This window comes from Scytonema sp. PRP1, assembly GCF_036697665.2.
Taxonomy (GTDB): domain Bacteria; phylum Cyanobacteriota; class Cyanobacteriia; order Cyanobacteriales; family Nostocaceae; genus Kalymmatonema; species Kalymmatonema gypsitolerans.
On sequence record NZ_JBAHYJ020000081.1, the window covers coordinates 114,191 to 140,264 of the forward strand.

Genomic DNA, 26,074 nt, shown 5'->3' on the forward strand with positions numbered 1-26,074 from the left:
GGATGTTCAGTGGTATGTCTGTCCAAATGTCAATACGGTTAGTTAAGAATTACTGCTGTTGGATATTCGTTGGTTGCTCAGGATAAGATTCTTGTGGAGATTCTTGCGGAGATTCTTGTGGCTGAGGATTGAGGTATTCCCGCCATGATCTAATTTGTTCTCTGGCGGCGCTATAAGCAGCAGTCCCTCGTGGAATTAGCCTGGCTGTCTCAATCGCTCTAGGAATATCAGACTCTCCTTGAGCGCGGGCTATATCTAACAATTGCTCACTCCATTGGTCAATAGCGACATTAGCATCACCGCGTAAGGAACTACCATCCGGTAGTCTATTTGCGATCCTAATTGCCTCAGCCAAGGCTTCTGGAGTTCCAGTTACGGCGACTTCCCGTGCTTTCTTCCAGTTTTCTCTAGCACGAATTTGCCCTTGCCAGTCATCTATTGCGGCTTGCGCTTCACCGGAAAGTGCTCGTCCTGAGGCAATTTGTTGAGCTGTTGCAATAGCAGAGGGTAAATCGCCAGCGTTAGCTAAGTCTTTTGCCCGATCTAAGTAGGGTTGGTCTTCAATACGTTGAATCTTGCCTGTCCAAGTGCCAATTTTGCTGCGTGCTTCTCGATACAATGCACGACCCCGTCGGATTTGACTTGCCTCGGCGATCGCCGCTTGTAGAGAGTTCACGTCCTCAAGCATTGCTGCCTGTTCAGCACGATCTAAATACGGACGGTCTTCGATGGTCTGTATTTGAGCAACCCAGCTAGCTATTTCTTTTCTTGCTTCTTGTCCGCGAGGGTTGTTAACAGGAATGAGTTGTGCTTCAGCAATAGCTGCTGCGTAATCGTTAATTGAACCAAGACTTGCTAGTGATCTTGCTTTCTCCAAATGGGCGACATCTTGAATTTCTAGTTGCCAGCCTGCAATCAGTGTTTGCGCTTTTTCATATACTGGTTTTGAACCATCTATTTCTTGAGCTTGGGTAATTGCCGCTTCTAAACCGGCAGTTGTTCCTAACCATGCATTCTTTTGCGCTTCAGCTAAGGTAATAAAGCCTTGTGTTTCGGGCTGCAACTTGGTGCTGAGGGGAATTTTTTGGGCTATGGCGATCGCTTCGTCTGCGTTCCGTCGCTCCAGCTTGGCTTCTGCCAACTCCAGCATTTTGCGTCCAAATTCTGGAAGAACTTCCTGAGCTTTTTGATAAACGTAACTATCTTGCTGAACCGATTCAGCCAGTTCAATCGCTTTTAGGAGATTATTTACTGTTTTATTTTCTCCGAGACCTTTTGCTTTCGTTAACTTCTCACCATCTTCTCGCGCACTGACAATCAGACGGTTCAATTGATCGTACTTAGTTGTCGTCCAATATTCATTCTTCACACGCAACAATCTGGCGGCTAGCATAAATGCTTGGTGCCACTTCTGTTCGCGCAATTGATCTTCTGCTTCTTTATAGGTGTCTTCGGCTTTCGACCATGTGGACTGCCATTTAGAAATTTGCTCTTGTGCTAATTGATAAGCAGATTCCTCTTTCGGAACTTGGTGAGCAATTTCAATCGCTTCGTCTAGCCGACCAGCTTGGAAACTCTGATCGGCTAGTTTCAGAATATCGCGTGACCACTCTTCTATCAAACGCTCAATTTCTCCACGAAGCGGGTGATTTTTTGGCAGTTCCTTTACCAAGGCGATCGCTTGTAGAAGGTCTTTCACCGTCTGCTTAGAAGCTGCTAGTTGAGCGCAATGCAATCGCACCGACGCACTTGCTAAGGGCCAGAAAATTGCTGGACAGTTTGGCGCAGATGGCAGCTTGAGTAACATCCCTGTCGCCATGAAGGCGATCGCCCCCGGAACCAACGCTAACAATAACGTCCACAATACCCAGCTTTTGGTCCATTTGGGCAATTGCCAAGTACCTTTACTGATTGAAACTGTTTCTTTTGGATCCTTTTCTACAGGTATTTCTTCTAAATCACTTTGTTCGGAGCGTTTCACGACCGACTTGAAAGTAGAACCAGTAGCTGGGACACCAGACGCATGAGTTCCACTAAGTTGTTGCTTTCGGGATGCTCTAGTCATATTATTATCTGGCTCTCTTGCTTCGCCTGGTAACCAACTTTCTGGTATGTCCCGCTCTGTCATTTCTCACACCAAAATAATAGAATAGTGATCTGTTATAGATCCAAACTTTTGCCCTTGCCATAGTAACTTTTTCTCTTAAGAAAAAGCTACTTTTTACACGATCATATTTCCTCCACTTATACCATGCATATCTATTTTTTAAAGTCTTTCTTTATACTTTATACTTGAGCTGAAGCCTCTGCTTGTAAATCTACAATAAGTTGAGCCAAGTCATCTCGACTTGCCTGGTAAACTGTACCACAAAAATGGCAAGTTGCCTCAGCCCCATTATCTTTGACAATCATGTCTTGTAGTTCTGCTTCACCCAACATTTTCAGTGCTCCTAGTACGCGGTCAAACGAGCAACCACAGTGGTAGCGTAGAATTTGAGTTTCCGGAAATATAGCAAGCTCCATATCTCCCAGTAGGTCTTGAAAGATCTCTGTCAATGATTTGCCTGCTTGCAACAAAGGTGTAAACCCTGATAATCCGGCAACCCGTGATTCGAGAGTTTCTACTAAGTCTTCGTCTCTAGCAGCTTTCGGCAGAACTTGCACCAGTAACCCTCCAGCAGCCGTCACCCCGGTTGCTCCTACAAAAACCCCTAAAACCAGAGCTGAAGGTGTTTGTTCCGAAGTGATCAGGTAGTGAGCTACATCGTCCCCAATTTCACCAGAAACGAGTTCTACCGTACTGGAGTATGGGTACCCGTATCCAACATCGCGGACAACGTAAAGAAAACCGTTACCAACTGCACCGCCAACGTCAAGCTTACCTTTGCTATTCGGAGGCAGTTCCACATCTGGATTTTCTACATAGCCGCGTACTGTTCCATCTAACCCTGCGTCTATCAATATACCACCCAAAGGTCCATCGCCTTTCACCCGGATATTGACTCTAGACCCAGATCGTTTCATACTAGAAGCCATCAACAAGCCTGCTGTCATGGTTCGACCCAGTGCGGCCGTTGCCACATAGGAAAGCTTATGACGTTGTCGTGCTTCTTCTGTCAAGCGTGTGGTAATTGCACCGATTGCACGAATTCCGCCTTCAGCTGCTGTGGCGCGAATTAATTGATCCGCCATGAAAAAAACCTATGCCTTTAATGTCTTAGCGAAATTCCCTGCTTTTTGCATGGGAATGATAGTTCTCTTAGTATAACAAAACTTAACTTAAACATTTGCAGCAAGGAGTGAGCGACAATCATGCTATTAGGCAAGTGAAGCTAACAGTTAAGCTCAAGTTTGTCAACCAAAAGAAGGTTAAAGCAAAGATGTTTGCTCAACTGGAGAAAGAAAATACTCGCCCTCGCAAACGAATTGCTATCTATTCGCTACCGCAAAGTAATTAAAGTCTCCTGCTGCCTAAACATCAAAAACTTGTTCAACTTGTGGAACGCTAGGTAATAGGAAAAAACATCATTTTAACTGTCCTAATGGTCATTATCATAATGCAGACCATAATGCTGCTGTGAATTTATCTTGGTGGATAGGCTTTACAAAAACAGCGAGTTGATATGATTTTGATTTCCGTCCCTCATTAATGACGAGTTGTACTAAGAATCCCCAGCATTTCATGCTGGGGAGTGTAAATTTTTTATTACCAATCCCAGTAGCCATGAGATGCTACAGGGAAAGAATATGCGGCTTTAGTTATTGGTTATTGTTTCATTACGGTCTTGGCGGAATGCGAAGCACTTGCCCAGGTACAAGCACGGTCGGGTCAGATCCAATCACATCTCGATTAGCCTCGTAGATGAGATTTAACAGATTGCCATTTCCATAAGCTCTCTCAGCTATCAAAAATAGATAGTCGCCCTGTTGCACAAGATATGTTTGACCAGGTACTGGTGTAGTGTTCCTTCCAGTATTGGAATGTAAAGTATCTGCCCTACTATAAGCGAGTTAGGGTTAGGTCCAATCACATTTTTGTTAGCGTCGTAAATTACTCTGAAAAAACTCTCATTACCGTAAGCTCTCTGAGCTATCTTCGACAGATCGTCACCTTGTCCCACAACATATGTTCTGCTAGGTATGGGTTGTTGAATTGGCGGAGTGGGGAAATTTCGAGGTTGGTTAGGCAAGTTCTTCAGGAAACTGATACTTGGCGAGAAAAAGTACTCACCCCCCTTGAGTGTGACAAAATTTGCAAAGTTGACATCGACTTTCTTGGTTGGTTGATCCCGCTCTTTTAACCAATTTTGGGGTGGCTTCGGCTCTTCTTTAATCAGGGGGTCACTCTGACCAGGTAAGCTTTGACCACTCACTGCATCCAATCCGGTCTTGTCGTAATTTTTATTTTCTACATTGCGGGACTTGGACATATCGGGTTCAAGGAATCTGGGATTGTTGCTCCAGAACCGCTGAATAAACTCAAACTGTTCCCAGATATCGGACTGGTAGCACATGAATAGCAACCCAACACCACCCTTGGGTAGATTATCGAGGTTGCCAGAGAAGTTGCTGAGTAGTCCATAGGTCATTCCGCGCCGCGCAATGCGATGTCCAAGCTCCTGATCTTTGCTTTGGGCAAAAGGTCCACCTTTTCTGACCGATTCGTTTCGGGGATTGGTCGTGCGAAGATGCGACTGGAATGGGCATTTTAGTCCAGCAGGATCGCTAGAATAGCTAAAGTTATTTAGGTTAGTACCCCCGTCACTGGACTTGATAACAAGTGGAGTGCCATCTTCAAAACGTCCCACTGCCATTGCACCAGCCAGCTTAGGAGAAATCCCTAATGCTTGACCCAAGGCAACTTCAGCCTTTTTGAATCCTTGAACATTTTGCTCAAGTTTGCGAAAGACAAGAAAACTACCAAAGCTAACATTTTGAGTGCCAAAAGGATCTGGAATCAGGACAAGATTGAGTGGTGCGCTGAAAAGTTTTTTAGCGGTGTCGCCTTCTTCCAGGTCTACATCTTGCTTGAAAAAGAGCGGTTGACCGATACCATCTGTAAAGCCAAAATGCTCAACAACACTCTTTTCTGGAGAATTTTGAAACTCTCGACGTACGGTATTGGCTCGTTCGATAGTGGCTATCGTCGCAATATCCTTCAGATTTTGAAGAATTTCTGATTCTTTATTACTCAGTTCTGTTGGATTGTTAGCTGCGATGATTACCAATGCATCAATTTCCGCCTGGAATCCTGGCTCCCAAGCGCTAACTGACGGGTCTATAAGTGCGTACTGTCGCGTCTTCATACCGTTTTGGAAGACATCAGCGTAGTCATTGTTAAGTTGGTTTTCGGTAGGGTTAGGTTTTGTTCGTTTTTGAAGATTGGCACCTTTCGGTTGAATAGAATCAGGGAAACCTAGTTTTTCGTAGCCTGAGGAAGATAAAGAGAAGTGTACAAATAGACCACCATCAATTTTTTTCTCCCTCCAAGCAACAGCATCATCTAACTGCTTTTTGGCTGATGTAATATTTTGAGCGGCAAATTGAGCGATCCATTGCCTAAGTGCAGCAAGTTTGTCTGGATTTTCCCTGGTATTGGGAAAAGTTAAGAAAATCTGTACAGAGTTGTTTCTTCCATGTGGTTTGAGAATGTTGCCTTGCAAGTCTTGAAGAACATCTTGATATTCTTGTTGGGTATGGTCAATTGGTTCAAAGTTGGAATTGAGGTCTAATGGCATTATTCACTCCTGAAATAACTAAGATGCTTTGTGTACTTTTCGATTAAGCGATCGCCTTGCTGTTACGGTTAGATTCCCGACTTATTGAAGAAGTCGGGAAGGAACGCAACGAGCGATCGCGCTCAAAGTGTTCTAATCGAGGTCTTTGACTGAATCGCAACTCAAAGAAGGCTCTACCTTGGCAGAATCCATATTCGAGGTGATGCTTACAACCACGCAACGCTGATTGGTTGGATTAACTCCACTTGGGTCTAACGTTGCCAAATAAACTTTGTAATGATTGGTGTAGTTTCTTCCAAACGTCGGTTCACCTCGACGGACTTGCATAATCGTTTCTTTCTCACCGAGTACTGTTGAGGCAACCTCAACACACTTCTCGATTAAGCGATCGCGCTGTACTGTGTCCTTACTCATGGTTATTTATCTCCTAATTACAATTCCTTAATCTGAATGTTGCGGAACTGAACAACCTCGGTATGGCACTGCAAGCCAATGAAACCTTCAGAACGCTTTTTCTTACCGTCGCTGGGATCGGCAAATCCTAGGAGTTCCGGGAAGGTTCCTGCACTGATCAATTGGTTATTCAGTTTGACCTCAATTTCATTGCCTTGAACTCGGATTTCATAGCTGTTCCAGTATCCTGGTTTACCAGAGTTGCGGGGGCTGATTGCCTTAGAAGCTGCTTTTTGAGCCGGGAAAAGCTCGTATACCGCGCCTGTCTTGTGTAGAGGGCTACCGTAAATGTTATTGGGAAAGTCGTAAGCGCGCTCATCGATTTGGATTTCGGTGCTGGAGTGATAGAAGTTATCATCAAGAGCCTTGGGTTCTAGTGTTCGCAGGAAGATACCAGAGTTGGCTTCGATGTCAAAGGCTTTCCACTCCAACTTCAGAATGAAATTTTTGAATTTCTTGCGAGTAAACCAAAGAACACCAAGTCCGACGCTCTTATCACCAACACCTGCACCCAACACAGGAATACTTTGATTTTGCACATCAAAGAAGTTTTGGCTACCTGATGTCGCTATTTCCCAGCCATCAGCCTTGAAGTTGCCGCGATAAAGGCTTTCAAACCCTTCTTGGTTGCCAACATTCGCAACTTCGGTGTAGCGTTCAATAATTGAGCGAGCAACCTTACGAGATAAAGCTAGCCCTGTAGGTACAGGATTCGCAGAACCAACGGTGGGGAAAATAGACTGATCTACGCAATAAGCATTAGATACGTGGTGGAAACGACCATTCACATCGGTGACTGACTGGGTATAGTCTGTACCCATCCAGAGAGTGCCAGATTCGTGATAGGTAGTGCCTAGACCATCTTCTCCGCCTTCTGTGTTAATGAACTGAATCGGCGCGTTGTCATTGGTTTGCGTGGCAGATCCTGGTGGCTGATTAGCTAATGTCTCGATAAAGGCAAAAGCAGCCTGTGCCTGAGCAACGCGAACTTCTTTGTCGGCTGGCGTTTCCACCAAACTTACGAAGGCTTTAGGAACACGTAAGTTTTCGCCGTTAGTGTAAACATCATCTCCTGTACCGCCGAATGTATTGACACCAATCCAACTAAAGTTGTTGGTTCCAATTGGGGTGGTTTTGTCGCCAAAGGTTTCGCCGCAGGTGCGAATACTGAGAACAACTTTGCCCTCCATCGTGCCTTTTGTTTGTGCCGCGAGAATTCGGTAGTATTCATCATAGTTAGGAATCATCCGGTAAAGGAACTCTTCCGGATTACCGTTGGCTCCTGGGAAAGCTGGGTCATTCAAGCTTGGTGCTGCATAAAACTGAAAGTGAAACTGTCCGGGACCTTTTGGGGTTTGTGTTGTGCCTCTGACGTGCAACGCGGCTGTCTGTAATTCGTTGTCTAGTTTGTCAGGAACGCCCAAAGCAGCACGAGTTACCTTCCATATGAAGTTGCCCCGGACGTGAACCATCAAGTTTCGTCCCATCAATTCTGAATTCGGTGCCAGTTGTTGAGGACGGGGAAATGAATTCAACGCCAGTCGGGTTGAGTTGATGGTATTGCCTGCAATCACTACTACGGCTCTAGAACTGAGATTCAGGCGTACCACGCGGGCTTTACTTTTGTTGTCGGGTTCAAACGGATCTTTCAGCGCTACCACAACCTGGGTAACAACGCCATTGACCGTTTCTAACTTGAGAACTTCGACGTTGGGAACTAGGAATAACCGCCGCTTTTCATTATTGCTGTTGGTGTTATCGTTGTCGCGACGAATTGCATCGAGCAGCAAAGGTAGACTGCTGAATTTGTCCATACTGAACAAACCGGAACCGGGCGACTGACCCATCACCGCGATTGGCGGATCTAGCACTTCTTTGAGCAACGGTAGGCGATCGCGCTTTTGCTGTAGGACATCTTTTGCCCGATCCTTGAGGATGTCGAATAGTTTGCCGTTAATAAAGTCGGCAGTGGGCTTGGCACCAATTTCGTGCTCGATGAATTCATAGCCGTCAGCTTTATCTTTGAGCAGTAGATAATCCGTTACCTCAGCGGGCCATTGCTGCAAATCCTCTTGAACCAACCGTGGCGTCCAACCACCCCAAAACAACGACTTACCACCGACACAACGGTGATGTTTATTGAAGTTATGGTGATTGGAATAACTATCTGGTTCAACGATGTTTTTCTGCGAATCTTCAACTAATGTTTCGTTAACAACGTTGAACAACCCACCCACACGAGTGAGATTTTGGAAATGTTCGCTGATCAGAAATGGTCCAGATTCTAAGACGAGAACGCGCGGTCGGTCTTGCTGGTTTGCTAATTCCTCGCCGAATTCAAACAGCTTGGAGGCGCAATATGCACCGTACATACCTGAGCCAATGACTACCGCGTCGAACTCACCACCTGCTTGTGCTGCTAAGATTTCTTCCCAGGTATTGCAAACGAAACGAGCAACTGCATCTAATGAGAATGTCGTTCTTTGCAAATCGGGTGTTGGCAAGGGCTGTCCTGAATCAACTAGCCTGTTTAAGGGCATGGGAATTCTCCTTGATCATGATTTGTTTTCAAGAAAACTTGAGTGCAATCTTGTTATGCATCCAAGTCTGGTGCAACGAAGCCGATGCATCCCTCAGTGGGACGCTGTTTCTTAAGTAAATGCAGTCAAACAGTACTTATGCAGTTTCCACTGCAACTGACTGTAACGCCGCAGTTGCCCGGAATCTTTGCAATACTAAAAAAACAACTCTCTTGCGCTTCTCGCAATCCTCGAAAAATGCTGGGTAATTTTCAACAAAGCCAAATACGGATAGAAGTTGATGCATCGGCAACTGCAATTCACGACAGTCTGTTGCGTCCTACGGAACTAGAAAAATGGCTTCCCACAGGTCGCTTTGCCTCTGGAATGCCACAAGAACTGCATCCTGGATTCGAGTTTACCACCCGGATCGGACCAGTCTCGATTCATCATCAAGTGGATGTGGCACGTCCCAACTGCCTGCGTTTATTGCTGAGTCAAGGAATAGACGGTTTTCACGAATGGTACTGGGGAGAAGGTTGGGTGCAGTCTCGTCTAGAAGGAGTGACAATTCTACCGCTTTCTTTGGGACAAACTCTAAATTTGCTGAGTTTGCGTCAGTTTTTAACGACAAAAAAACGATAACTAAAAAACCCAGTTTGTGAGATACTCCACACACGTTCCCTAACTACAGGTACAGTGTGGGTTTCTCAACCAGTCCGGCTACTTAGAAATTAGTAATTCAAATTAGTCTTTAATTTGAGTTAGTTTTAACTTTTACTAAGTTTTTAACCTTTGTTCGCGTAAAAGGGTATCAGACCATACAGCATCTTCTGGTTTTAAGGGTGGTACTAGTTCTTGATTATAATCAATTGCTAAGTAATATCTTGCACGTTTATATATAGCATGCAATAAAGATTGCAAATCTAAAATCGGCTCTATATCTTCTGTCTGTAAAGGTAATGGAAATACAGGAATTGGTTCTCTGATGCTAAAGCCGTATAATTTAGCTTGTGGACGTGTTTCACTTTTGCTCACAATATTTTGATAATCTGTGACAGGGAATTCCCCTAAAATTGACATGGGTTTTCCACTTCTGAGTAAATCAATTTCTACTAAATGAGTAAGACTCACTAAAACTTTTTTGCGTTTCAGTTCATAGGCTTTTCTACCTTCGCCTGGACGTTTATTTTTAGGAGATAAAACTTCGATAGAAGTAACAACAAAACCTGTAGAAACTTCACGAATTTCTAAGTATTTTTCCGTAATGTGTTCTGGGAAAGGTATCATCACCGTAATACCTTCTGATGTGGATGTTTGGATAGCAGTTGATGAGTCCTGCTGCGGTGATGTTTGTTGAGAAAAAACAGAAACATCAGGTATACCAACTAGTAGAGAATCTGAATCATCACTTAAATATGTACGTTGTTCAATTGCGACTCGATATTGTGGGGGAATATTTTCCTCTATAGTATCTGCTATGGCTGTAATGAATCGATGATGTACTTCTGACCAAAATACAGGATTTTCTAAATAAGGATTCATCCCGGGAAATGGAGAATTCATACTGAAGTGAGGGATTGGGGGATGGGATAATTCTAAATTAACGGGCTAGTTTCTGGGGAATTAGGTAAGTAACCGCCATTAGCGAACTTAGCTTGAATTGCAGCTACTTCGCGCTCAATTTCTATGGGAATTTGTTCAACTATGACTTTTAGGCTGTTAATATTACGCTCGAACTCTTCTTTTTCTGTAGTATTAAACAGTTTCAACTGCTTAAACTCAGGTTCATCCAATTCATTGGCTTTGACGCAGTTCCGTCAAAATCGCCGTAATATCAGTTGCCTCTTTTGCAGCGCGATCGCCTAAATCTCGTTGTAAACTTTTAGTACTGTCTTGAAGGCGCGCCTCGAATGCTTGCATTAAAGACGATGCGTAACTATCCCATAACTGGGTCAATCTCTGTGTGATATTTTCCAGCGCAATTGAGTTAGAAAAGGTACGTTGCTCATCTCGAACGATAGGCGATGCGGAGACTTTGCACTAAAATCACCAAAGATGCAACTGCCATCAATCCACCCCAAAACCAGTAAGGTAACAATAACCGCTGCTGTATTTGCGCTGTATCCGAAAGTCCCAACGGACCAGCACTATAGCTAAATAAATAGTCAAGTTGATGATACGTACTCACGCAAGCTTGTACGCCAAGAAATTGAACAGTAAACCCCTGCACCCAACGCGGAGCTTTTAAGGCAATACCCAGGATAATTAAACCCAGTAGGGGAATTGCCACGATTCCAAACAGCGATCGCACCCAAATTATTGTTGAAACGAGTAAAAAACCACCTAAAATTTTTAAACTCAGGTTTGCCGCCTTAAAACTGCGGGAAGCCAGAATCAAAGCTGCACCAGCAATCGGTGGTCCCATTGGTCCTGCGGCTGCAACTAAAGCCGGACCAATTGGTGCCAAAGACAAGGACATGGCATAACTTGCTACACCGGAACCGTTGCCAAAAATCTCCAGTTTCCGAAACTGTCCGCCCAATAGCATTGCCATCAAGCCATGACCCATTTCGTGAAACCAAGTTGCCAAGATGGTGAATGGGTATAAAATGTAATTACCTGCTGGTACTTGCCACAGTATAACGGTGGCGATCGCTGCGGCAATGAGCCACGTCAGCCCCATGCGGTCAACTGCTGGCGGCGCTTCTTTTGTTAGCAAGGGTTCAAAATCTTTCCCAAGGCTGCTCATGGGTCACTTTCCTTAACGTATTCACGCTACTGCTTTTGTTGCAGTTTTATCCATGCTAACTACAGTTTGTGCCTGGCGGCGACTATCAACCACCAGACACAAATCATTTTTGAATCTCTACTAGTACAGTACGGTCGAAATAAACCGACCATTTATAACAGGTCAAAAGCTAGGAAAAAAGGACTTTTGAACGCCACTCATGGGACTGTGGGGAAACCATGAGAGGCAAACGCCTGGCTCGGGAAACCGTTCGGCTGAGCGCTCACGGCGAAGCGCTCCCGCTCGCTGCCCTGCCTTACCCAAGCGCTGGCTCCTTTTGACCCCTTCCCGGGTATTTCCTCGCCAGAGGCTGCGCCAACGCCAGTCGCCTGGGCGTGGGAAACCCTCCTGCATAGCGGTGGCTCACTTTTGACTTACAAAGGTAGCGCTACTAGAGCCTTCCTTATACAAGTTGAAACAGGAATGTTACCATGTCTCCTTTACCCAAACTTATGCGATCACCTGGGCGTAGGCGGTGCCGATTTCCTGGTAATAGGGGCAAGTTACTTGATGTAGGTGCCATTGGCACTTCCGACATCTCTTCGATGTAGTGGGCGTCTCCCTCTACGCGAATATCGGCATGAATCCGCGAAACAATTTCCGAATTTGGAAATCCTGAAACATCTACATCTGGGGGGATGCGATCATTAGGCTTGCCTACATGAATAACAGAGAGGTTTTGCGGCAATTCAATTTCCCTATCTGTTTGGATGTGAAGCAGCCGTGCCGTCACTTGTTGCAACTGAGTTCTAGAAGCAGATGGTACAACTGTGGGCGGTGGAGTTTGGGTTGGGGGTGGAGGGGTGGGGCGGAGAAATCCGGTGCTGGAGGTGGAGTGGGTGGTGCGGATAGATCCGGTGCTGGGGGTGGAGTGGGTGGTGCGGATAGATCCGGTGCTGGGGGTGAAGTGGATATTGGAGGTGGTGCAGCGACGTTTGAAGGCGGGGGGCTACTTTGTGTGACTTCCGATGGATCAGGAACCGAAACCGCTGTTGGTGGTAAGGATGCGGAATTAGGGGAGGTGTAATTAGCAGTACTTACCCCTATGGGTTGTGGTTGTACAAGAGGATCAGGGTTAACAAAGGGTGGTAAATCTGGTGGGAGATCAGGTGCGACGGTTGCGGCAACACCAGTGGGAGCACCTGCACGCAGGTTATAACCACACTGACCGCAAAAAGCTGCATCTGCCTGCACGTTTGCCCCACAGCTGGGACAGTTAGTAGTAGCTGGTAATGGGGTGTAGCAAGCTTCACACTGGACAGCGCCGTCTGGGTTTGGGTGATTGCAATTAGGGCAGACGATCATGAGGTTAAGCCTTTGTTGAAGTTCAATCGTAAAATAGTGCTAGCAAGCAGAGGGGCAACTCTGGCTTCCGATTTTAACAAGTACGTTTGAAGGCTGAAGTATGAAGTATTAAGTCATGAAGTGTGATTAATTTTTCATCCTTTATACTTCATCCTTCGTGCTTTATCCTGCATCCTTATTTGAGGTCACTTCCTGCTGCTGAATCTAGCAACCACCAAAGTTCTCCTTGAGGTTGAATCAAGCGCGATGGGTAAGTGAATTCATCTGCCACTGGTGCAAAAATTTGAGCAAGAGCTGGTTTTTTATTGGCACCAGCAACTATAAAGATAACGCAGCGAGCAGAGTTAATGAATGGGTAGGTGAAGGTGATGCGGGGGTTTCCATCTTTGTTCCCTACAGTAATCAGCTTATCTGTTACTTTTAAGGCTTCCGTATGCGGAAACAAAGATGCGGTGTGAGCATCATCTCCCATTCCTAATAAAATGACATCCAAAGAAGGCAACTCGCCTGGTGAGGAGTGAAAAAATTCTTGCAGATGTCTTTCGTACTGAGCCGCTGACACTGCGGGGTCAGTTTCATTTGTAGGTATGGCGTGGATGTTACCCGTTGGGATATCAACGCGATCTAACCAAGCACGACGCGTCATCAGTTGATTGCTATCTGGATGGTCGGGTGGGACGTAACGCTCATCTCCCCAAAACACGTGAATTTTATCCCAGGGCAGTTTTTGGGTAGAGATTGCTTCGTACAACGGTTTCGGTGTGCTGCCACCAGACAGGGCAATGGTAAATTGCCCTCGCTCTTGAATAGCAGTTTCTATCTTGGACAGGATCAATTCTAGCGCGCGTGCAATTAGCGCCCCTTGATCTGGAAGAACTTCAACTTTTTTGCTCATCCCTTCATCATTACATTAGCGACTTCCAGCATTACAATAGCGAAATTCTGACAATTTCCCTTTTTACTTTTTGAAACTTTTAACATCATGTCTATGAGTTCAACAGAGCTTGAGTGGGCAGTTGTAAAAATTGTCGCCAAAATTTAACAAAAATATTTATTCAAGTTACCAAAAAAGTGCTATTTGCTGACTTTTCAGCGCTGCATAATTTACACTCAGCAATCAACACTCTCAAGAGCCCTGATACAGATCATTCCAGTCTGGGATCGCTTCTTGTTGGGCGATTAACAATTCTTGAATTCCTTTTTCGGCAAAATCTAGTAGATGATTGAGTTGAGTACGACTAAAACTACCGGATTCAGCAGTTCCCTGAACTTCAATTATCCCCAACTGCTGATTCATCACCACATTAAAATCTACCTCAGCCGTGACATCTTCGATATAATTGAGATCCAAAAATGGCTCTCCCTGCAACAACCCGACAGAAATAGCTGCGACCTGTCCAATCAGGGGCGATCGCTTTAATACTCCCTGCTGCAACAATTTTGAAATTGCATGAGCGATCGCCACAAACCCTCCTGTAATCGCTGTTGTCCTAGTCCCAGCGTCTGCTTGCAACACATCTGCATCCACAGTCAGCGTACGTTCTCCCAAGGCACCTAAATCCAGTGCTGCTCGTAAGCTACGTCCAATCAAACGTTGGATTTCTTGAGTTCGTCCAGACAACTTCATGAATTCTCGTTCTTGTCGTTGCGGCGTAGCCGATGGTAACATTCTATACTCTGCCGTGAGCCAACCTTTGCCAGTTCCTTCTAGAAACTTGGGAACTCCCTGTGTAACGCTGACACTACAAAGGACTTGAGTTTCACCACATTTTGTGAGAACGGCACCAGGAGCAAAGCGGGTGAAACCTTGCTGAAAGCTAATAGGACGTAATTGGTAGGGTTGCCGACCGTCTGGACGCTGCCAAGCCATTGAGTTTGCCTCAAAATTTTTATATACGATACAGCCGCTTACACTTTGTGTATTACGGTTTAAGTCTTTTTAAAGAACAACTTAATATTTCACATCGTTAAATTATCAGATAAAGGCATCGCAAGTATTTTGAATTTTATGGGGATAAAGCGTATTTTCTCTCAATTATTAATGATTAAAGAGAACAACATACCCTATTCGGGGGTTGAGAGCAGAGTGACTATGTTTTGCTGCACGGCTTCTGGTAACTGGTCACCGTTGATAGTCAACAAGCGCCGACGACGGTCGTAGTATTCTAGGATGGGAATGGTACGGTCATAAAATATTTCTACACGACGCTGGACGATTTCCGGTTGGTCATCTGGCAGAGAACGCCCTAGTAAACGACTCACCATAACTGCTTGTGGGACTTGTAAATAAATTGCCCAGTCTAAATTGTGCCCTAGATTGTCCAACAAAAAGTCAAGTTCTTCAGCTTGAAACGCTGTACGGGGATAACCTTCTAACACCCAACCACGGTTAAAATCCGGCTTTTTTAACCGAGTCTGGATGAATGAAATGATCATTTCGTCCCAGACAAGTTCTCCCGTCTCCACGTATGGCTGTGCGAGATGACCGAGGTTGGTAAAGCCTGCGCTCGGGCGTAATATCTCACTAGTGGAGATCACAGGAATATCAAAGTATCTGCAAAGCCCTTGTGCTTGAGTGCTTTTCCCTGAACCCGAACCTCCTAAAATCACTAATCTCACAACCATTCACTCCTGATTTTGTCAAATTCAAAACGTTATCCATCTGTTTTGCCACCGGCGGGAAATTTCACTTCTCCAAAATAAGATTTTCTTATGAAATCAGTTTAATCGCTGACTGTAAATATTCTCCGCGTCAAAGCGTCTGGTGTGCCTGATGGGTCTGACATAGCAATAAGCAATCAAATGGACTTGATCTCAGACTCTCACAGCCATCCTCCCAGTTTTTTTGATTGATTTGTCCTTTCAGTTACGTGTTCTCATTTTGACAACTACTTTCCGGCAAAAGACAAGAATTTCAGTTTCCATAACTCTTGACTTCAGCATAAACCTAGTGTTTGACTAAGAATGCGGCTTGGCAAATACATTACATATTGTCAAAAACAGCTAGATAATACAGGTGGATTTGCCAGAACCACCCTAAGCAAAAACACTTTATACTTTTGTATTTTTTGAAACATTTTTATGGTTGCTCAGCTAGAAACCCCAAGCTTAAATTTGACCCTCAGCTTACCATATTCGATTGAAGGGCTGATACAAGTTTTCACTAGCTCTCATCGTAGCTTTTTTACTAGTATCATGGCTCAAGCACTGAGAATTGCTGGTCAAGGCACACCAGTATTAATAGTACAGTTTCTCAAGGGTGGCATTCGTCAAGGACACGAAAACCCCATCCAACTCGGACAAAAATTAGATTGGATTCGTGGTGATTTGCCTCGTTGTATTGATACACCACAGTTGGACGAAACCGAAACGGAATCCCTACAAAAGTTGTGGCGACATACACAAAAGGTCGTCTTTGAGGGTAAGTATTCTCTCGTTGTATTAGATGAACTCAGCTTAGCCATCCATTTTGGCTTAATTCCTGAAACAGAAGTTTTAGCATTGCTGGCAAAACGGCCTTCCCACGTCGATATTATCCTTACAGGACCAGAAATCCCTCAGTCTATTCTGGAAATAGCAGACCAAATCACCGAAATCCGTCGCAGTCATCAACCGTAATTCACTGTAGGAGTATGTCACTTCATCAGGACTGTTCTCTAATGAACTATGTTCGCGCTATTCTAGTATTTCGGTTTCAATTAGCAGCAGACTAGTGATTAAGAACGACATTTGGATTACTCAAAAGGCTCACAAGGGTATGATTTCGCCCTTTGAGCCAAGCCTGATTCGAGAAATAAAAATCAATGAAGATGAACCGTCGCGGCGTGTGATTAGCTACGGCTTATCTTCTTATGGGTACGATATACGCCTTTCTCCTGTTGAGTTCCGGATTTTCCGCCACATTCCCGGAACCGTAGTTGATCCCAAAAACTTTAATTCTCACAATCTCGAACCAACTCCACTTCATACGGATGCTAACGGTAGTTACTTTATACTGCCCGCTCACTCTTATGGTTTAGGAGTAGCTTTAGAAAACCTACAGGTTCCAAACAATATTACAGTCATTTGTATCGGTAAATCTACTTATGCACGTTGTGGTATAATAGCAAATCTAACTCCTGCTGAGGCTGCATGGCGGGGTCATTTGACCTTAGAGTTTTCTAATTCTTCTAGCGCTGATTGTCGCATTTACGCCAATGAAGGCGTGGTACAGTTGCTTTTTCTAGAAGGCGAACCCTGCGCTATCAGTTACGAAGCTCGTCAAGGTAAATATCAGGATCAACCAGAAAAAGTGACTCTAGCTAGAGTTTAATTTTTACTTATTAGAACTCGGGTGCATTAACGCAGTATAATGCACCAATTTGAGATGATGCGTTTCGGTGCAAGCAGTTGGGTAAGAGCTAAAACTCATCAAGCCTATACGCCTAACGCACTGTATTCCTGATGCGTATTGGTTTATCTTGCTCATAAATAAACTCTTGTTCGATTGACAAAGCAAGTTCTGCTTTTTGCAACTCCGTCCCTAAATACATGGCATGTTCTACTTGCAAGCCCGGACAATCTGCTGCTATTTGCTGATACAGTTGTTTTGCAGACTTAGCTGAATAACAGTTAACAACTTCTCCAGAACCAGGAGTCATTTGTTCGACAAGAATTTTACCGTCCTGCACAGTAATTACAAAACTGCCTGTGGGATCTGCATAATCTCGCTGCTGACAAATCTTTCCATACTGGGACTGAATGACTTTTTCTGCATTTTCCCAGCAGTCATCATAGATATGGGCGCTTTGACTAATGGTAATTAATGGTCCCATTTTTAATGAATGGGTTGAGCGTCTGCATATTTCATCTCGAATATGTCGTTGCAAAGCACGCAATCCCATTGCATTTGCACACCATGCAGAAAACATATCATTACTGCGGAAAGTGGCGGTTATTGAGAGTTCATTATCAACTATTCTGACCCAAATATGATTAAGGCAAGGCGGACTGTCCGTACTTTCGTGGCCGACATCCCATAAAGACATGACTACTCTTGCTGAATTAATATCAGCCACTAATTTGTCAATACAAAGCTGAATTTGGTCACAATCAAAGTGAGAACGCAAACGTTGACCATATGTATATTTGACTCCTTCTTGTTTGGGTGCATCATCTAAAATTTGTGAAATATATTCTTGAATAAAACTAGGGTCAATTGGTAAATAATTCGGTTCGGGAAAATAAAATTTTTCTGGCTCTGACGTGACAATTGCTATCAAATCAATCAATTCTTGCCATTGTCCATCATATGCAGTAGGTCGAATTGTTCCCGTTGTCTTTATTAAATGGATGATTTTTACCCAAGTTTCGGCAATGGTTTTGCCTTCAATTCTGTGTCCGTAGCGTGGTCCTGGTAGAACAGTTGGCACTACGGTAGGCATGGGAAATTCTAACGGTAAACCCCAAGGTTCAACCGCTTCTCTTTCTGCAAAAGACTTCGCCAGAGTACAAGCTTCAGCCGTTGATTTTGCTTCTTTAAACTCTATAGACTGCCGCAGTTTTTCTAAAGCATTAGCATCAACTTCAATATCAATATATCCAGGAATGGTAGAGCGAATTACATAAGCTAGCCGCCCAGTGTCGCTCAATCCTTCTTCAAAGCCATTGCGGAAAAAGTCCAGCAAGCAGCTTCCAGCACCCGCGTTTTTGTCTTCCTTTGTGGCGTTAAGGACAACCAAGTAGCGAACGTGGGGGTTAAACAGTAAATTGCGAATCAGGAAATTCAGTCCCCGTGTGGGCGAGTACAGTTGTCCAATGACTGCATACTCCTGGGGGTGCAGATGTTTGGCGATCGCACTCTTTACAGTCCATCCCGTAATCACTGCCGTTTGACCTTGACCATAAATCAGCGCTTTAGGCTTGTGCAGTGCTTTGTATTGATATTGAATTGCCTTACCTGTTGCTGTCATGGTTGGCTCAAAGTCAAAAAACCAATTTTATAGCTTATCACCACAACTGGTGCGAGTGGAGCAAATTGTTCAGAAAAGTTTAGCCAGCCAGTTTACACTGACGCGATTAACTGCAAGGGAGCGTGTAGGCTATTGGGCTTGAGCCGCACTGCGCTCCCTTGCAATCGCCTCTTTGCTCATTTACTTTACATAATTTAATAATTGGGTTACAGTTCTTTACATAGCCGCAATCATTTCATAAGGAAAATATTCATGACTGCAAGAGGTTCGATTATTGACGAAGCAGGCAAACTGAACAATTTTGCTATTGAGCCAAAGGTGTATGTTGATGCTCAAGGCGATCGCACTGGGTTTACTCCCTACGCAGAACTCATTAACGGTCGTTTGGCAATGATTGGTTTTGTATCTCTGATTGCGTTGGAAGTGTTTACAGGACATGGAATTTTTGGTTTGTTAACAAGCCTGTAGAAACTCATTTTAATCTTGGTAATTTGACATCCTCCCCAATAAGAAGCCTGACGCCGCACATTTTACGCGAAGTCAGGCTATTTTGCGTATGATACGTTTGTAAAAGCTAGCCAATAGATGGAGTATGTACGTGACTTAATACGGTAGTGTTCTTTTGTGGTAATCAGGAGTACATCTGGTATTTATGAGCGAAATGCCCAAAATTGACCGTCAAAGGGAGCATCAAGCGAACGAGCGGACATTTCTGGCTTGGCTACGCACTTCCATAGCATTGATTGGCTTTGGGTTTGCTATTGCTCGATTTGGTCTATTTATACGCCAGCTGAATTTTACTCTGACTCAACAGCAACAGGAACCAGCGCCACATCGGTTTTTCACCTCAGAAAATTTGGGTATTTCTTTGGTCATCTTTGGTATTATGACTTTAGTTTTAGCAGCCTGGCGGTACAACCAAGTTTTTTGGCAAATTGAACAAGGAAACTATCAACCCAGTAGATTTACCGTTTGGGTGATGACTGGAGTTGTGATTATATTTGGAATTCTCAGTATTCCATTGCTCCTTTTACGAACTAAAGCGCCTTCTTCCTCCTATCGACTTCCAAATCAGCCCCATTCACGAAATTTTCGTTAATTACTCAGAATTAATATGGCTTTAACTGCTTCAACGATGTTGTCACTGGGTACTCAAGCACCAGATTTTCACTTACCGGATGTGGTGTCTGGACAGACGATTTCCCTTTCCACCTTTGCCCAGAATAAAGCTCTACTTGTGATGTTTATTTGTCGGCATTGCCCATTTGTGAAGCACATAAAAGAAGAATTGGCGCAGTTGGGCAAAGATTATATTAATAAGGGTTTAGGAATAGTTGCCATTAGCACTAATGATGCCAAAAATTATCCAGATGATGCACCTGAATTATTAAAGGCAATGGCGATAGAACTTGATTTTAACTTTCCCTTTTGCTACGACGAAAGCCAAGAAACTGCGAAAGCTTACACAGCTGCTTGCACACCAGATTTCTTCTTATTTGATGCCAAGCAGCAACTCGTTTATCGAGGACAATTGGATGAAAGCCGCCCCAGCAATGGCAAACCTGTAACAGGTGCAGATTTACGCGCAGCTCTTGATGCAGTATTGGCGGATCAACCAGTTGCAGGCGAGCAAAAGCCAAGTATTGGTTGCAATATTAAGTGGAAACCTGGCAATGAACCTAGTTATTTTGCTAGTTGAAGAATGTTGAAGAAGGAGTCAGAAGTCAGAAATCAGAAATCAGAATGACACCTTAGTAGACATTCTATTTAATTTATGAAAATTGAAGACATAGATCCCCGACTTCTCTTACGAAGTCGGGGATCTAGTTTTTCACACATGATTTAGGATTGCTATATCTAGCGGTTCGGGAGTTGAGTGCAATACATCAAGAAATAAGAACCACAGATGGACACAGATGGACACAGATAAATTTGTACTTCATTCAAACGAGAAGCGCTATATTTCTTGTCGGAATCTACCCAACGATAAAAGAAAAATCCTCCTTTGCAAATCAAAAGCGATCGCAAAGGAGGAATTCGTGACTTGCTTTCAGTGTTTTACTTCTAAACTAAGGATGTAGCATCCTAGCTGAATTTCTCCTGCCCACAATTCGTATTCCACCCGCAAATGCTCGGGTAAGGGGCGTCCGTTGAGAGTCAGGCTACGAGTATAATTTCGTAAGCGAATAGCTTGGCTAAGTTGTAATGACTCACCAGGTAACCAGTAACGAGTAACACCGTAAACCCCTTGTTCCCAGTAATGACGGTAACTCAACTGATCATTGCCTTGCATGGTCATGATAACTCGGTATGGGGAAATCTCCAGCCACAATATCCGGGGAGTACTGGGGGCTTGAACGTTACCTTGCTGTTGGGAAGTGTTCTGTGTACAAGGAGGATTGTCTACTGCTTCACAATTTTTTACAGGCGGCGTGGACAAAAGTAGGTGAAATTTCTCGTGGTCTTTTTGATAAAGGGTCGCAGCAGCTTCAACAACAGACCAAACGGGTAGGTCAGTCGAAATGAGTGATAGGCACACGGGCTTGCGATGATAAGTAAGCATGGCAGCGATAAAGGCAAAAAGCCAATGACATGAAATGAATTACAAGAAGAAATTGATAAATATTGGTAGAGCAGGCGGTACAGGGAAAGCGATAGGATACTAGCGCAGTCAACGCCAGTTTCACCTAATGTCAGCTTCTGTTATAACTGTCGAAACTAGAGAAAACGCTTCTCAAAACTTAATCATTCAGCGATCTGCTTCTCAATCTCTACAAGGTCGCATCCGTGTTCCAGGCGATAAATCTATCTCTCATAGAGCCTTAATGTTGGGTGCTTTAGCCGAAGGCGAAACCCAAATTAAAGGGCTACTGTTGGGAGAAGACCCCTGTAGCACAGCAAGCTGTTTCCAAGCGATGGGGGCAGAAATTTCTGAATTGAATACTGAATTAGTGCGGGTTAAAGGCATTGGTCTGGGGAATTTGCAAGAACCAGTTGATGTCTTGAATGCTGGTAACTCCGGGACGACAATACGCCTGATGCTGGGGCTGTTAGCGTCTCATGCAGGGCGCTTTTTTACCGTAACGGGTGATAGTTCGTTGCGATCGCGTCCTATGTCCCGTGTTGTCAAACCATTACAACAGATGGGAGCAGAAATTTGGGGACGCAAAGGCAATACACTTGCACCCTTAGCAGTTCAAGGAAAGTCTCTCAAAGCAATTCATTACAATTCTCCCATCGCCTCCGCCCAAGTGAAATCCTGCATTCTGCTTGCAGGTTTGGCAACTGAGGGAAAAACTACCGTCACAGAACCATCACTTTCGCGTGACCACAGCGAACGGATGCTACGGGCATTTGGGGCAGACTTAGTCACTGACCCCGAAACCAACAGCGTCACCATCACTGGACCGACTCAACTTTACGGGCAAACAGTGATTGTTCCAGGAGATATCAGTTCAGCTGCTTTTTGGTTAGTAGCTGGGGCAATTGTACCAGATTCGGAACTGGTCATTGAAAATGTCGGCGTGAATCCTAGCCGCACCGGCATTTTAGAAGCTTTAGCGATGATGGGAGCAGACATCCAGCAGGAAAATCAGCGGGAGGTTGCTGGGGAACCGGTTGCTGATTTACGGGTGCGTTCGAGTCGTTTGACAAGTTGCACCATTGCAGGTGATATTATCCCGAGGTTGATTGATGAAATTCCAATTTTGGCAGTGGCGGCGGTGTTCGCTGAAGGAACGACAACCATTCGCGATGCGGCTGAGTTGCGAGTCAAAGAAAGCGATCGCATTGCTGTCATGGCGCAGCAACTCAATAAAATGGGAGCAAAGGTAACAGAATTACCCGATGGTATGGAAATTACTGGCGGTACTTCCTTGGTTGGGACTGATGTCGATAGCCATACTGACCATCGTATTGCGATGAGTTTCGCGATCGCCGCTCTCAACGCTTCTGGTAAGACGACCATCCATCGTGCAGAAGCTGCAGCTGTTTCTTACCCAGACTTCACAAGTACGTTGCAACAAGTTTGCGGCTAAATTTTACCACAGATGAACACAGATTTTTGTTCCTATCTGTGTTCACCCCCCCTCATTCCCCCCTACAAGAGCTACGGTGTACACACAAGTGTTTTCCCCATTTATAAAGGGTAGGTTGAAAACCCCTTGGCTTCAGCCAGGGGATGAAAACCACGACGTAGGCTTTAGCCGGAGAGTGATGATTCTATTCTCGCTGTTGTGCAATATAGTTTTTAACCGCTTCAGTAGAGATATTGCCAGCAGTGCTGACAAAGTAGCTTGGAGTCCATAAAGTAGGAAGTTTAAGAAGTTCTGGAAATTCTTTTCTTAAATATGATGACGCACGACCTTTAATCAATCGGATGATTTTACTTGGGTCGTCACATGGTTTTGCATTTACAAATAAATGTACATGGTCGGGCATAATTTCCATAGCTATAATCTTCCATCTATTTTCATGACAGATTTCACAAATAATCTGTTGCAGTCTTTCAGCAATAGCCCCTACTAATACCTTCTTTCTACGCTTTGGTATCCATACAAAATGATAGTTGAGTAAGGACACTGCATTCCCTTCATGTCTATATTCGTCAGGTTCAAACTTTGCCATATCTTTATAAATAATCCTTGTTGTTTTGTCTATAGATATTGTTGACTAGTCTTAGTTAATAAACAACAAAGAGGTGATAACGCAGTGCTGGTTCTAGAATACAAAGTGAAGGGTAAGCAACAGCAGTATCGAGCTATTGATGAGGCTATCAAAACTACCCAATTCATCCGAAACAAAGCTATTCGTTATTGGATGGATACGTCAAAAGAACAGAAAGTAGACAAGATTGCTCTAAACAATTACTCTACAGCACTGCGTAAAGAATTTGGATTTGTTAAAGAATTGAACTCGATGGCAAGGCACGGCTGCAACCGAAAGAGCATGGCTTTCTATTGCCAGATTCTACGATAAATGTAAGTCTAAAAAACCTGGAAAAAAGGGTTTTCCAAGGTTTCAAAAAGATAACCGTTCTGTTGAATACAAGACTAGTGGTTGGTCATTGCATCCTACAAAACGACGCATCACCTTTACTGATAAAAAAGGTATTGGTGAAGTTAAGTTACTGGGGAAATGGGATATTCATACCTACCCTGTAAAATCCATTAAGCGAGTTCGACTTGTTCGTAAAGCTGACGGTTACTACTGCCAGTTTGCAGTTGATATTGAGGTTAAAGCTGAACAGAGAACCCATAATGGTGAAATCGGTTTAGATGTTGGGTTAGAGTTTTTCTATTCTGATTCCAATGGACATCATGAGGAGAATCCAAGGTTTCTTCGTACATCTGAGAAAGCGATTAAACACGCTCAACGTCAAATTTACAAAAAGGAGAAAGGTAAAAACCAACGACGAATAGCTAGACGAAGATATGCCAAAAAACATTTAAGAGTAAGTAGGCAACGTAGTGAACATGCGAAGAAACTCGCGCGTTGCGTATGCAAGGCTAACGCCTTAGTCGCCTATGAAAACTTGAACGTGAAAGGCATGGTAAAAAATCACTGCTTAGCAAAGTCCATCAATGATGTTGCTTGGACTCTATTTCGTCGTTGGTTGGAATATTTTGCTGCCAAATTCGGAACCACAGTTGTAGCCGTCAATCCTCGAATGACATCTCAAAAGTGTTCGGATTGTGGTGCAATTGTGAAAAAATCTCTTTCAACTCGTACCCATAAATGTAGTTGTGGTTGCGAACTCCAAAGGGATGTAAACGCAGCAATAAATATTCTGAATCTTGCACGACAAGCTAGGGACGGGCAGTCCCGAAGTAACGCTACAGGACTAGCGACCTCTACTCTAGTTGGTGAAAACCTGATTGAGCAAGTAACTAGGATGAATGTAGAATCCTCTGGTTTTCCGAACAAATGAGCGATAGCGAAATTTGTTCAAGACCAGGGGAGTGTCAATCCCGTATTAATTCTCTTTAATCCGGTATTTGTTCCCATACCGTAGAGACAGAGTAATAATCGCTTTTGCTATCTTCTCCGTAATGGTAATACCAGTTGCTCCCAAAGCATAAATGAATCTGTCGTTATAATGTTAGAAATTTTTCAACGCAGATTTTAGCTTTTTTGTCAAATCTCATCAAAGTATATATTAAGTTTACTTATGCTTAAGGGGTAAAAACTGGGGTCAATCATCAGAAATAGAAAATGGCTGAACCTCCTACTGGTTAACGATTTCAATGATTGGTTACCTTTAGGCTATCTAGCTATTCCTTTGGGTGGAGATTGACACCTATCTTTAGAAAGAAGATTCAGCTACTTCATTAGGCGGAGCATAAACATTGATTGTAGAGACAAAAAAGCGCGTTGCTCTTGAGGGAGCAAGTGAATTTCGTACCTCTATATAGATAAGTCAACACCCCTTTCTCGCGGCTCGGGGCTTAAGCGCCTCAAGTCAAGCGGATTAGTTGACCCGACTCAGTACCGAAGCGTACTAGGTTATTGGTAAGTGTTCAAGTTCTCACTCCGGGATGCGTTCGCGCAGCGTGCCGATAGGCATAGCCAGTCTCGGACTCTGAAACCGGACGATTAAACAGGTTTAGAGGGTTAAGCCAGTGTCGCCTGGAAAGTACCGACCAATAACTTTGTCAAGGCTAACATTACTCCCACTTGGGAAGGCACATCGAGTGCAAAACCGTTATGCGTACAGGTGAGTCCAGTCAGTCATCGGCGGGTTTCCCACGCCCAGGGAACTGGCTCTCCCGTTGGGGTGAACGATTTGAGATGGTTCGCCAGTACTGAAGGAGGGTCTCCCTCGTTAGAGGTACATGGCGAACCCGTAAGGGTAATTGTCAAGCTTGAAAGTACATTACAAAGGTACACCGAATCTAGTAACCCTTCGACAAGCTCAGGGCAACGCCCCAAGGCGCTAATGGTTCACAACAAAGAATGTGTATTGCCGTCCTATAAGGACGGGGTTTCTACCCAAATTTTCGATGAATGTATTCATGCTAGGAGAAAAATCTGTGATTTCATCATTGTTATTAGCAGTCCAAGCTACTGTTCCCAACTCTGCCGCAGAATTTAACTGGACAGGATCAGCAATTATCATTGGCAGCAGCATTTTAGCTCTTTTGATTATTCCTCGGGTGGTTCGCTACCCCCATGTTGGTGCTAAGATGCCGCTACCTTTCCCGTCGCTGTTCAATAATCCCAGTGTTGGTTCATTCCTCGCTGCAATGAGTACCGGTCACCTTATCGGCATTGGTGCAGTTTTGGGCTTGACCAATCTCGGCGTTATCTAGATTTTAG

At 44.2% G+C, this 26,074-nt stretch carries 28 protein-coding genes and 2 pseudogenes; 11 read left to right on the forward strand and 19 right to left on the reverse strand.

The features are described 5' to 3' along the window. Positions 1–49: 49 nt before the first annotated feature. Both V5G28_RS18635 and hslO read right to left on the reverse strand, forming a co-directional pair. A complete protein-coding gene (locus V5G28_RS18635; protein ID WP_332987337.1) occupies positions 50–2,128 on the reverse strand; it encodes a chromosome segregation ATPase in 2,079 nt (692 codons plus the stop codon). Between the two features lie 158 nt (positions 2,129–2,286). Next, on the reverse strand, positions 2,287–3,192 hold the full coding sequence (gene hslO / locus V5G28_RS18640; RefSeq protein ID WP_332987338.1) for an Hsp33 family molecular chaperone HslO: 906 nt from the start codon (positions 3,190–3,192) through the stop codon (positions 2,287–2,289). Between the two features lie 107 nt (positions 3,193–3,299). Between hslO and V5G28_RS18645 the strand changes: the two genes are divergently transcribed. Then, positions 3,300–3,458, forward strand: a complete 159-nt coding sequence (locus tag V5G28_RS18645) for a hypothetical protein (RefSeq protein ID WP_332987339.1) — start codon at positions 3,300–3,302, stop codon at positions 3,456–3,458. 65 nt (positions 3,459–3,523) lie between these two features. Then, positions 3,524–3,622 (forward strand): annotated as a pseudogene (locus V5G28_RS36775) (hypothetical protein); the annotation flags it as partial. 155 nt (positions 3,623–3,777) lie between these two features. On the opposite strand, the gene V5G28_RS18650 reads toward V5G28_RS36775, so the two are convergent. The 4 genes from V5G28_RS18650 to V5G28_RS18665 all read right to left on the reverse strand — a co-directional run bounded on the left by V5G28_RS18650 (position 3,778) and on the right by V5G28_RS18665 (position 8,731). Then, positions 3,778–3,909, reverse strand: coding sequence for a hypothetical protein (locus V5G28_RS18650; RefSeq protein ID WP_332987340.1), 132 nt, complete (start codon positions 3,907–3,909; stop codon positions 3,778–3,780). After that, a complete protein-coding gene (locus V5G28_RS18655) occupies positions 3,906–5,738 on the reverse strand; it encodes a peroxidase (protein WP_332987341.1) in 1,833 nt (610 codons plus the stop codon). Before V5G28_RS18655 ends, V5G28_RS18650 begins: the two co-directional genes overlap by 4 nt. A 132-nt stretch (positions 5,739–5,870) precedes the next feature. Beyond that, a complete protein-coding gene (locus V5G28_RS18660; protein WP_332987342.1) occupies positions 5,871–6,152 on the reverse strand; it encodes a hypothetical protein in 282 nt (93 codons plus the stop codon). Positions 6,153–6,169: 17 nt separating this feature from the next. Beyond that, the gene (locus tag V5G28_RS18665) at positions 6,170–8,731 is read right to left on the reverse strand and encodes a family 16 glycoside hydrolase (protein WP_332987343.1); all 2,562 of its coding nucleotides are present in this window, start codon (positions 8,729–8,731) and stop codon (positions 6,170–6,172) included. A gap of 237 nt (positions 8,732–8,968) precedes the next feature. Here V5G28_RS18665 and V5G28_RS18670 point away from each other — a divergent pair, with 237 nt between their 5' ends. Next, positions 8,969–9,355, forward strand: a complete 387-nt coding sequence (locus V5G28_RS18670) for a hypothetical protein (RefSeq protein WP_332987366.1) — start codon at positions 8,969–8,971, stop codon at positions 9,353–9,355. 135 nt (positions 9,356–9,490) lie between these two features. Here V5G28_RS18670 and V5G28_RS18675 read toward each other — a convergent pair whose 3' ends face one another. From V5G28_RS18675 to V5G28_RS18720, 10 genes are all read right to left on the reverse strand, one after another. Next, positions 9,491–10,276 carry a DUF4058 family protein gene (locus V5G28_RS18675; RefSeq protein ID WP_332987344.1) on the reverse strand — a complete coding sequence of 262 codons (786 nt, stop codon included), beginning with the start codon at positions 10,274–10,276 and terminating at the stop codon, positions 9,491–9,493. 32 nt (positions 10,277–10,308) lie between these two features. Further along, complete coding sequence (locus V5G28_RS18680) at positions 10,309–10,482, reverse strand: hypothetical protein (protein ID WP_336231196.1); 174 nt, start codon at positions 10,480–10,482, stop codon at positions 10,309–10,311. Between the two features lie 25 nt (positions 10,483–10,507). Beyond that, positions 10,508–10,669, reverse strand: a complete 162-nt coding sequence (locus V5G28_RS18685; protein ID WP_332987346.1) for a hypothetical protein — start codon at positions 10,667–10,669, stop codon at positions 10,508–10,510. A 49-nt stretch (positions 10,670–10,718) separates the two neighbouring features. Continuing rightward, positions 10,719–11,462, reverse strand: coding sequence for a M50 family metallopeptidase (locus tag V5G28_RS18690; RefSeq protein ID WP_332987347.1), 744 nt, complete (start codon positions 11,460–11,462; stop codon positions 10,719–10,721). A 162-nt stretch (positions 11,463–11,624) separates the two neighbouring features. Next, positions 11,625–11,855 carry a hypothetical protein gene (locus tag V5G28_RS18695; protein WP_332987348.1) on the reverse strand — a complete coding sequence of 77 codons (231 nt, stop codon included), beginning with the start codon at positions 11,853–11,855 and terminating at the stop codon, positions 11,625–11,627. Positions 11,856–11,904: 49 nt separating this feature from the next. After that, on the reverse strand, positions 11,905–12,234 hold the full coding sequence (locus V5G28_RS18700) for an FHA domain-containing protein (RefSeq protein WP_332987349.1): 330 nt from the start codon (positions 12,232–12,234) through the stop codon (positions 11,905–11,907). Continuing rightward, the gene (locus V5G28_RS18705) at positions 12,231–12,806 is read right to left on the reverse strand and encodes a zinc ribbon domain-containing protein (RefSeq protein WP_336231199.1); all 576 of its coding nucleotides are present in this window, start codon (positions 12,804–12,806) and stop codon (positions 12,231–12,233) included. The genes V5G28_RS18700 and V5G28_RS18705 overlap by 4 nt, the downstream gene beginning before the upstream one ends. Positions 12,807–12,981: 175 nt before the next feature. Next, on the reverse strand, positions 12,982–13,701 hold the full coding sequence (gene pgl, locus V5G28_RS18710) for a 6-phosphogluconolactonase (RefSeq protein WP_332987351.1): 720 nt from the start codon (positions 13,699–13,701) through the stop codon (positions 12,982–12,984). A 231-nt stretch (positions 13,702–13,932) separates the two neighbouring features. Then, a complete protein-coding gene (rph, locus tag V5G28_RS18715) occupies positions 13,933–14,676 on the reverse strand; it encodes a ribonuclease PH (protein ID WP_332987352.1) in 744 nt (247 codons plus the stop codon). 194 nt (positions 14,677–14,870) lie between these two features. Beyond that, the gene (locus tag V5G28_RS18720) at positions 14,871–15,425 is read right to left on the reverse strand and encodes an adenylate kinase family protein (RefSeq protein WP_332987367.1); all 555 of its coding nucleotides are present in this window, start codon (positions 15,423–15,425) and stop codon (positions 14,871–14,873) included. A 462-nt stretch (positions 15,426–15,887) separates the two neighbouring features. Between V5G28_RS18720 and V5G28_RS18725 the strand changes: the two genes are divergently transcribed. Together V5G28_RS18725 and dcd are read left to right on the forward strand one after the other, a co-directional pair. Next, entirely contained in the window at positions 15,888–16,424 is a 537-nt protein-coding gene (locus tag V5G28_RS18725) for a P-loop NTPase family protein (protein ID WP_096569663.1), read from the forward strand. A 94-nt stretch (positions 16,425–16,518) separates the two neighbouring features. Further along, positions 16,519–17,118, forward strand: coding sequence for a dCTP deaminase (gene dcd, locus V5G28_RS18730; protein ID WP_332987353.1), 600 nt, complete (start codon positions 16,519–16,521; stop codon positions 17,116–17,118). Between the two features lie 112 nt (positions 17,119–17,230). Here the strand turns inward: dcd and V5G28_RS18735 are convergent, their stop codons facing one another. Beyond that, a complete protein-coding gene (locus V5G28_RS18735; RefSeq protein WP_332987354.1) occupies positions 17,231–18,757 on the reverse strand; it encodes a thymidylate synthase in 1,527 nt (508 codons plus the stop codon). Positions 18,758–19,009: 252 nt separating this feature from the next. Between V5G28_RS18735 and V5G28_RS18740 the strand changes: the two genes are divergently transcribed. The 3 genes from V5G28_RS18740 to V5G28_RS18750 all read left to right on the forward strand — a co-directional run bounded on the left by V5G28_RS18740 (position 19,010) and on the right by V5G28_RS18750 (position 20,456). Beyond that, a complete protein-coding gene (locus tag V5G28_RS18740; protein WP_073630809.1) occupies positions 19,010–19,225 on the forward strand; it encodes a chlorophyll a/b-binding protein in 216 nt (71 codons plus the stop codon). A gap of 184 nt (positions 19,226–19,409) precedes the next feature. Next, positions 19,410–19,856: a YidH family protein gene (locus tag V5G28_RS18745; protein WP_332987355.1), complete on the forward strand. Its 447-nt coding sequence runs from the start codon at positions 19,410–19,412 to the stop codon at positions 19,854–19,856. Positions 19,857–19,871: 15 nt separating this feature from the next. Further along, positions 19,872–20,456, forward strand: a complete 585-nt coding sequence (locus V5G28_RS18750; RefSeq protein ID WP_332987356.1) for a thioredoxin family protein — start codon at positions 19,872–19,874, stop codon at positions 20,454–20,456. A 351-nt stretch (positions 20,457–20,807) separates the two neighbouring features. Here V5G28_RS18750 and V5G28_RS18755 read toward each other — a convergent pair whose 3' ends face one another. Then, complete coding sequence (locus V5G28_RS18755) at positions 20,808–21,320, reverse strand: hypothetical protein (protein ID WP_096569673.1); 513 nt, start codon at positions 21,318–21,320, stop codon at positions 20,808–20,810. A 127-nt stretch (positions 21,321–21,447) separates the two neighbouring features. Between V5G28_RS18755 and aroA the strand changes: the two genes are divergently transcribed. Continuing rightward, a complete protein-coding gene (gene aroA, locus V5G28_RS18760) occupies positions 21,448–22,794 on the forward strand; it encodes a 3-phosphoshikimate 1-carboxyvinyltransferase (RefSeq protein ID WP_332987357.1) in 1,347 nt (448 codons plus the stop codon). A gap of 184 nt (positions 22,795–22,978) precedes the next feature. Here the strand turns inward: aroA and tnpA are convergent, their stop codons facing one another. After that, the gene (tnpA, locus tag V5G28_RS18765; RefSeq protein WP_332987358.1) at positions 22,979–23,383 is read right to left on the reverse strand and encodes an IS200/IS605 family transposase; all 405 of its coding nucleotides are present in this window, start codon (positions 23,381–23,383) and stop codon (positions 22,979–22,981) included. A gap of 84 nt (positions 23,384–23,467) precedes the next feature. On the opposite strand from tnpA, the pseudogene V5G28_RS18770 reads away from it, so the two are divergent. Continuing rightward, positions 23,468–24,686, forward strand: a pseudogene (locus V5G28_RS18770) (RNA-guided endonuclease InsQ/TnpB family protein). Between the two features lie 1,072 nt (positions 24,687–25,758). Next, positions 25,759–26,067, forward strand: coding sequence for a photosystem I reaction center subunit PsaK (gene psaK, locus V5G28_RS18775; protein WP_336231206.1), 309 nt, complete (start codon positions 25,759–25,761; stop codon positions 26,065–26,067). Positions 26,068–26,074: the final 7 nt, after the last annotated feature.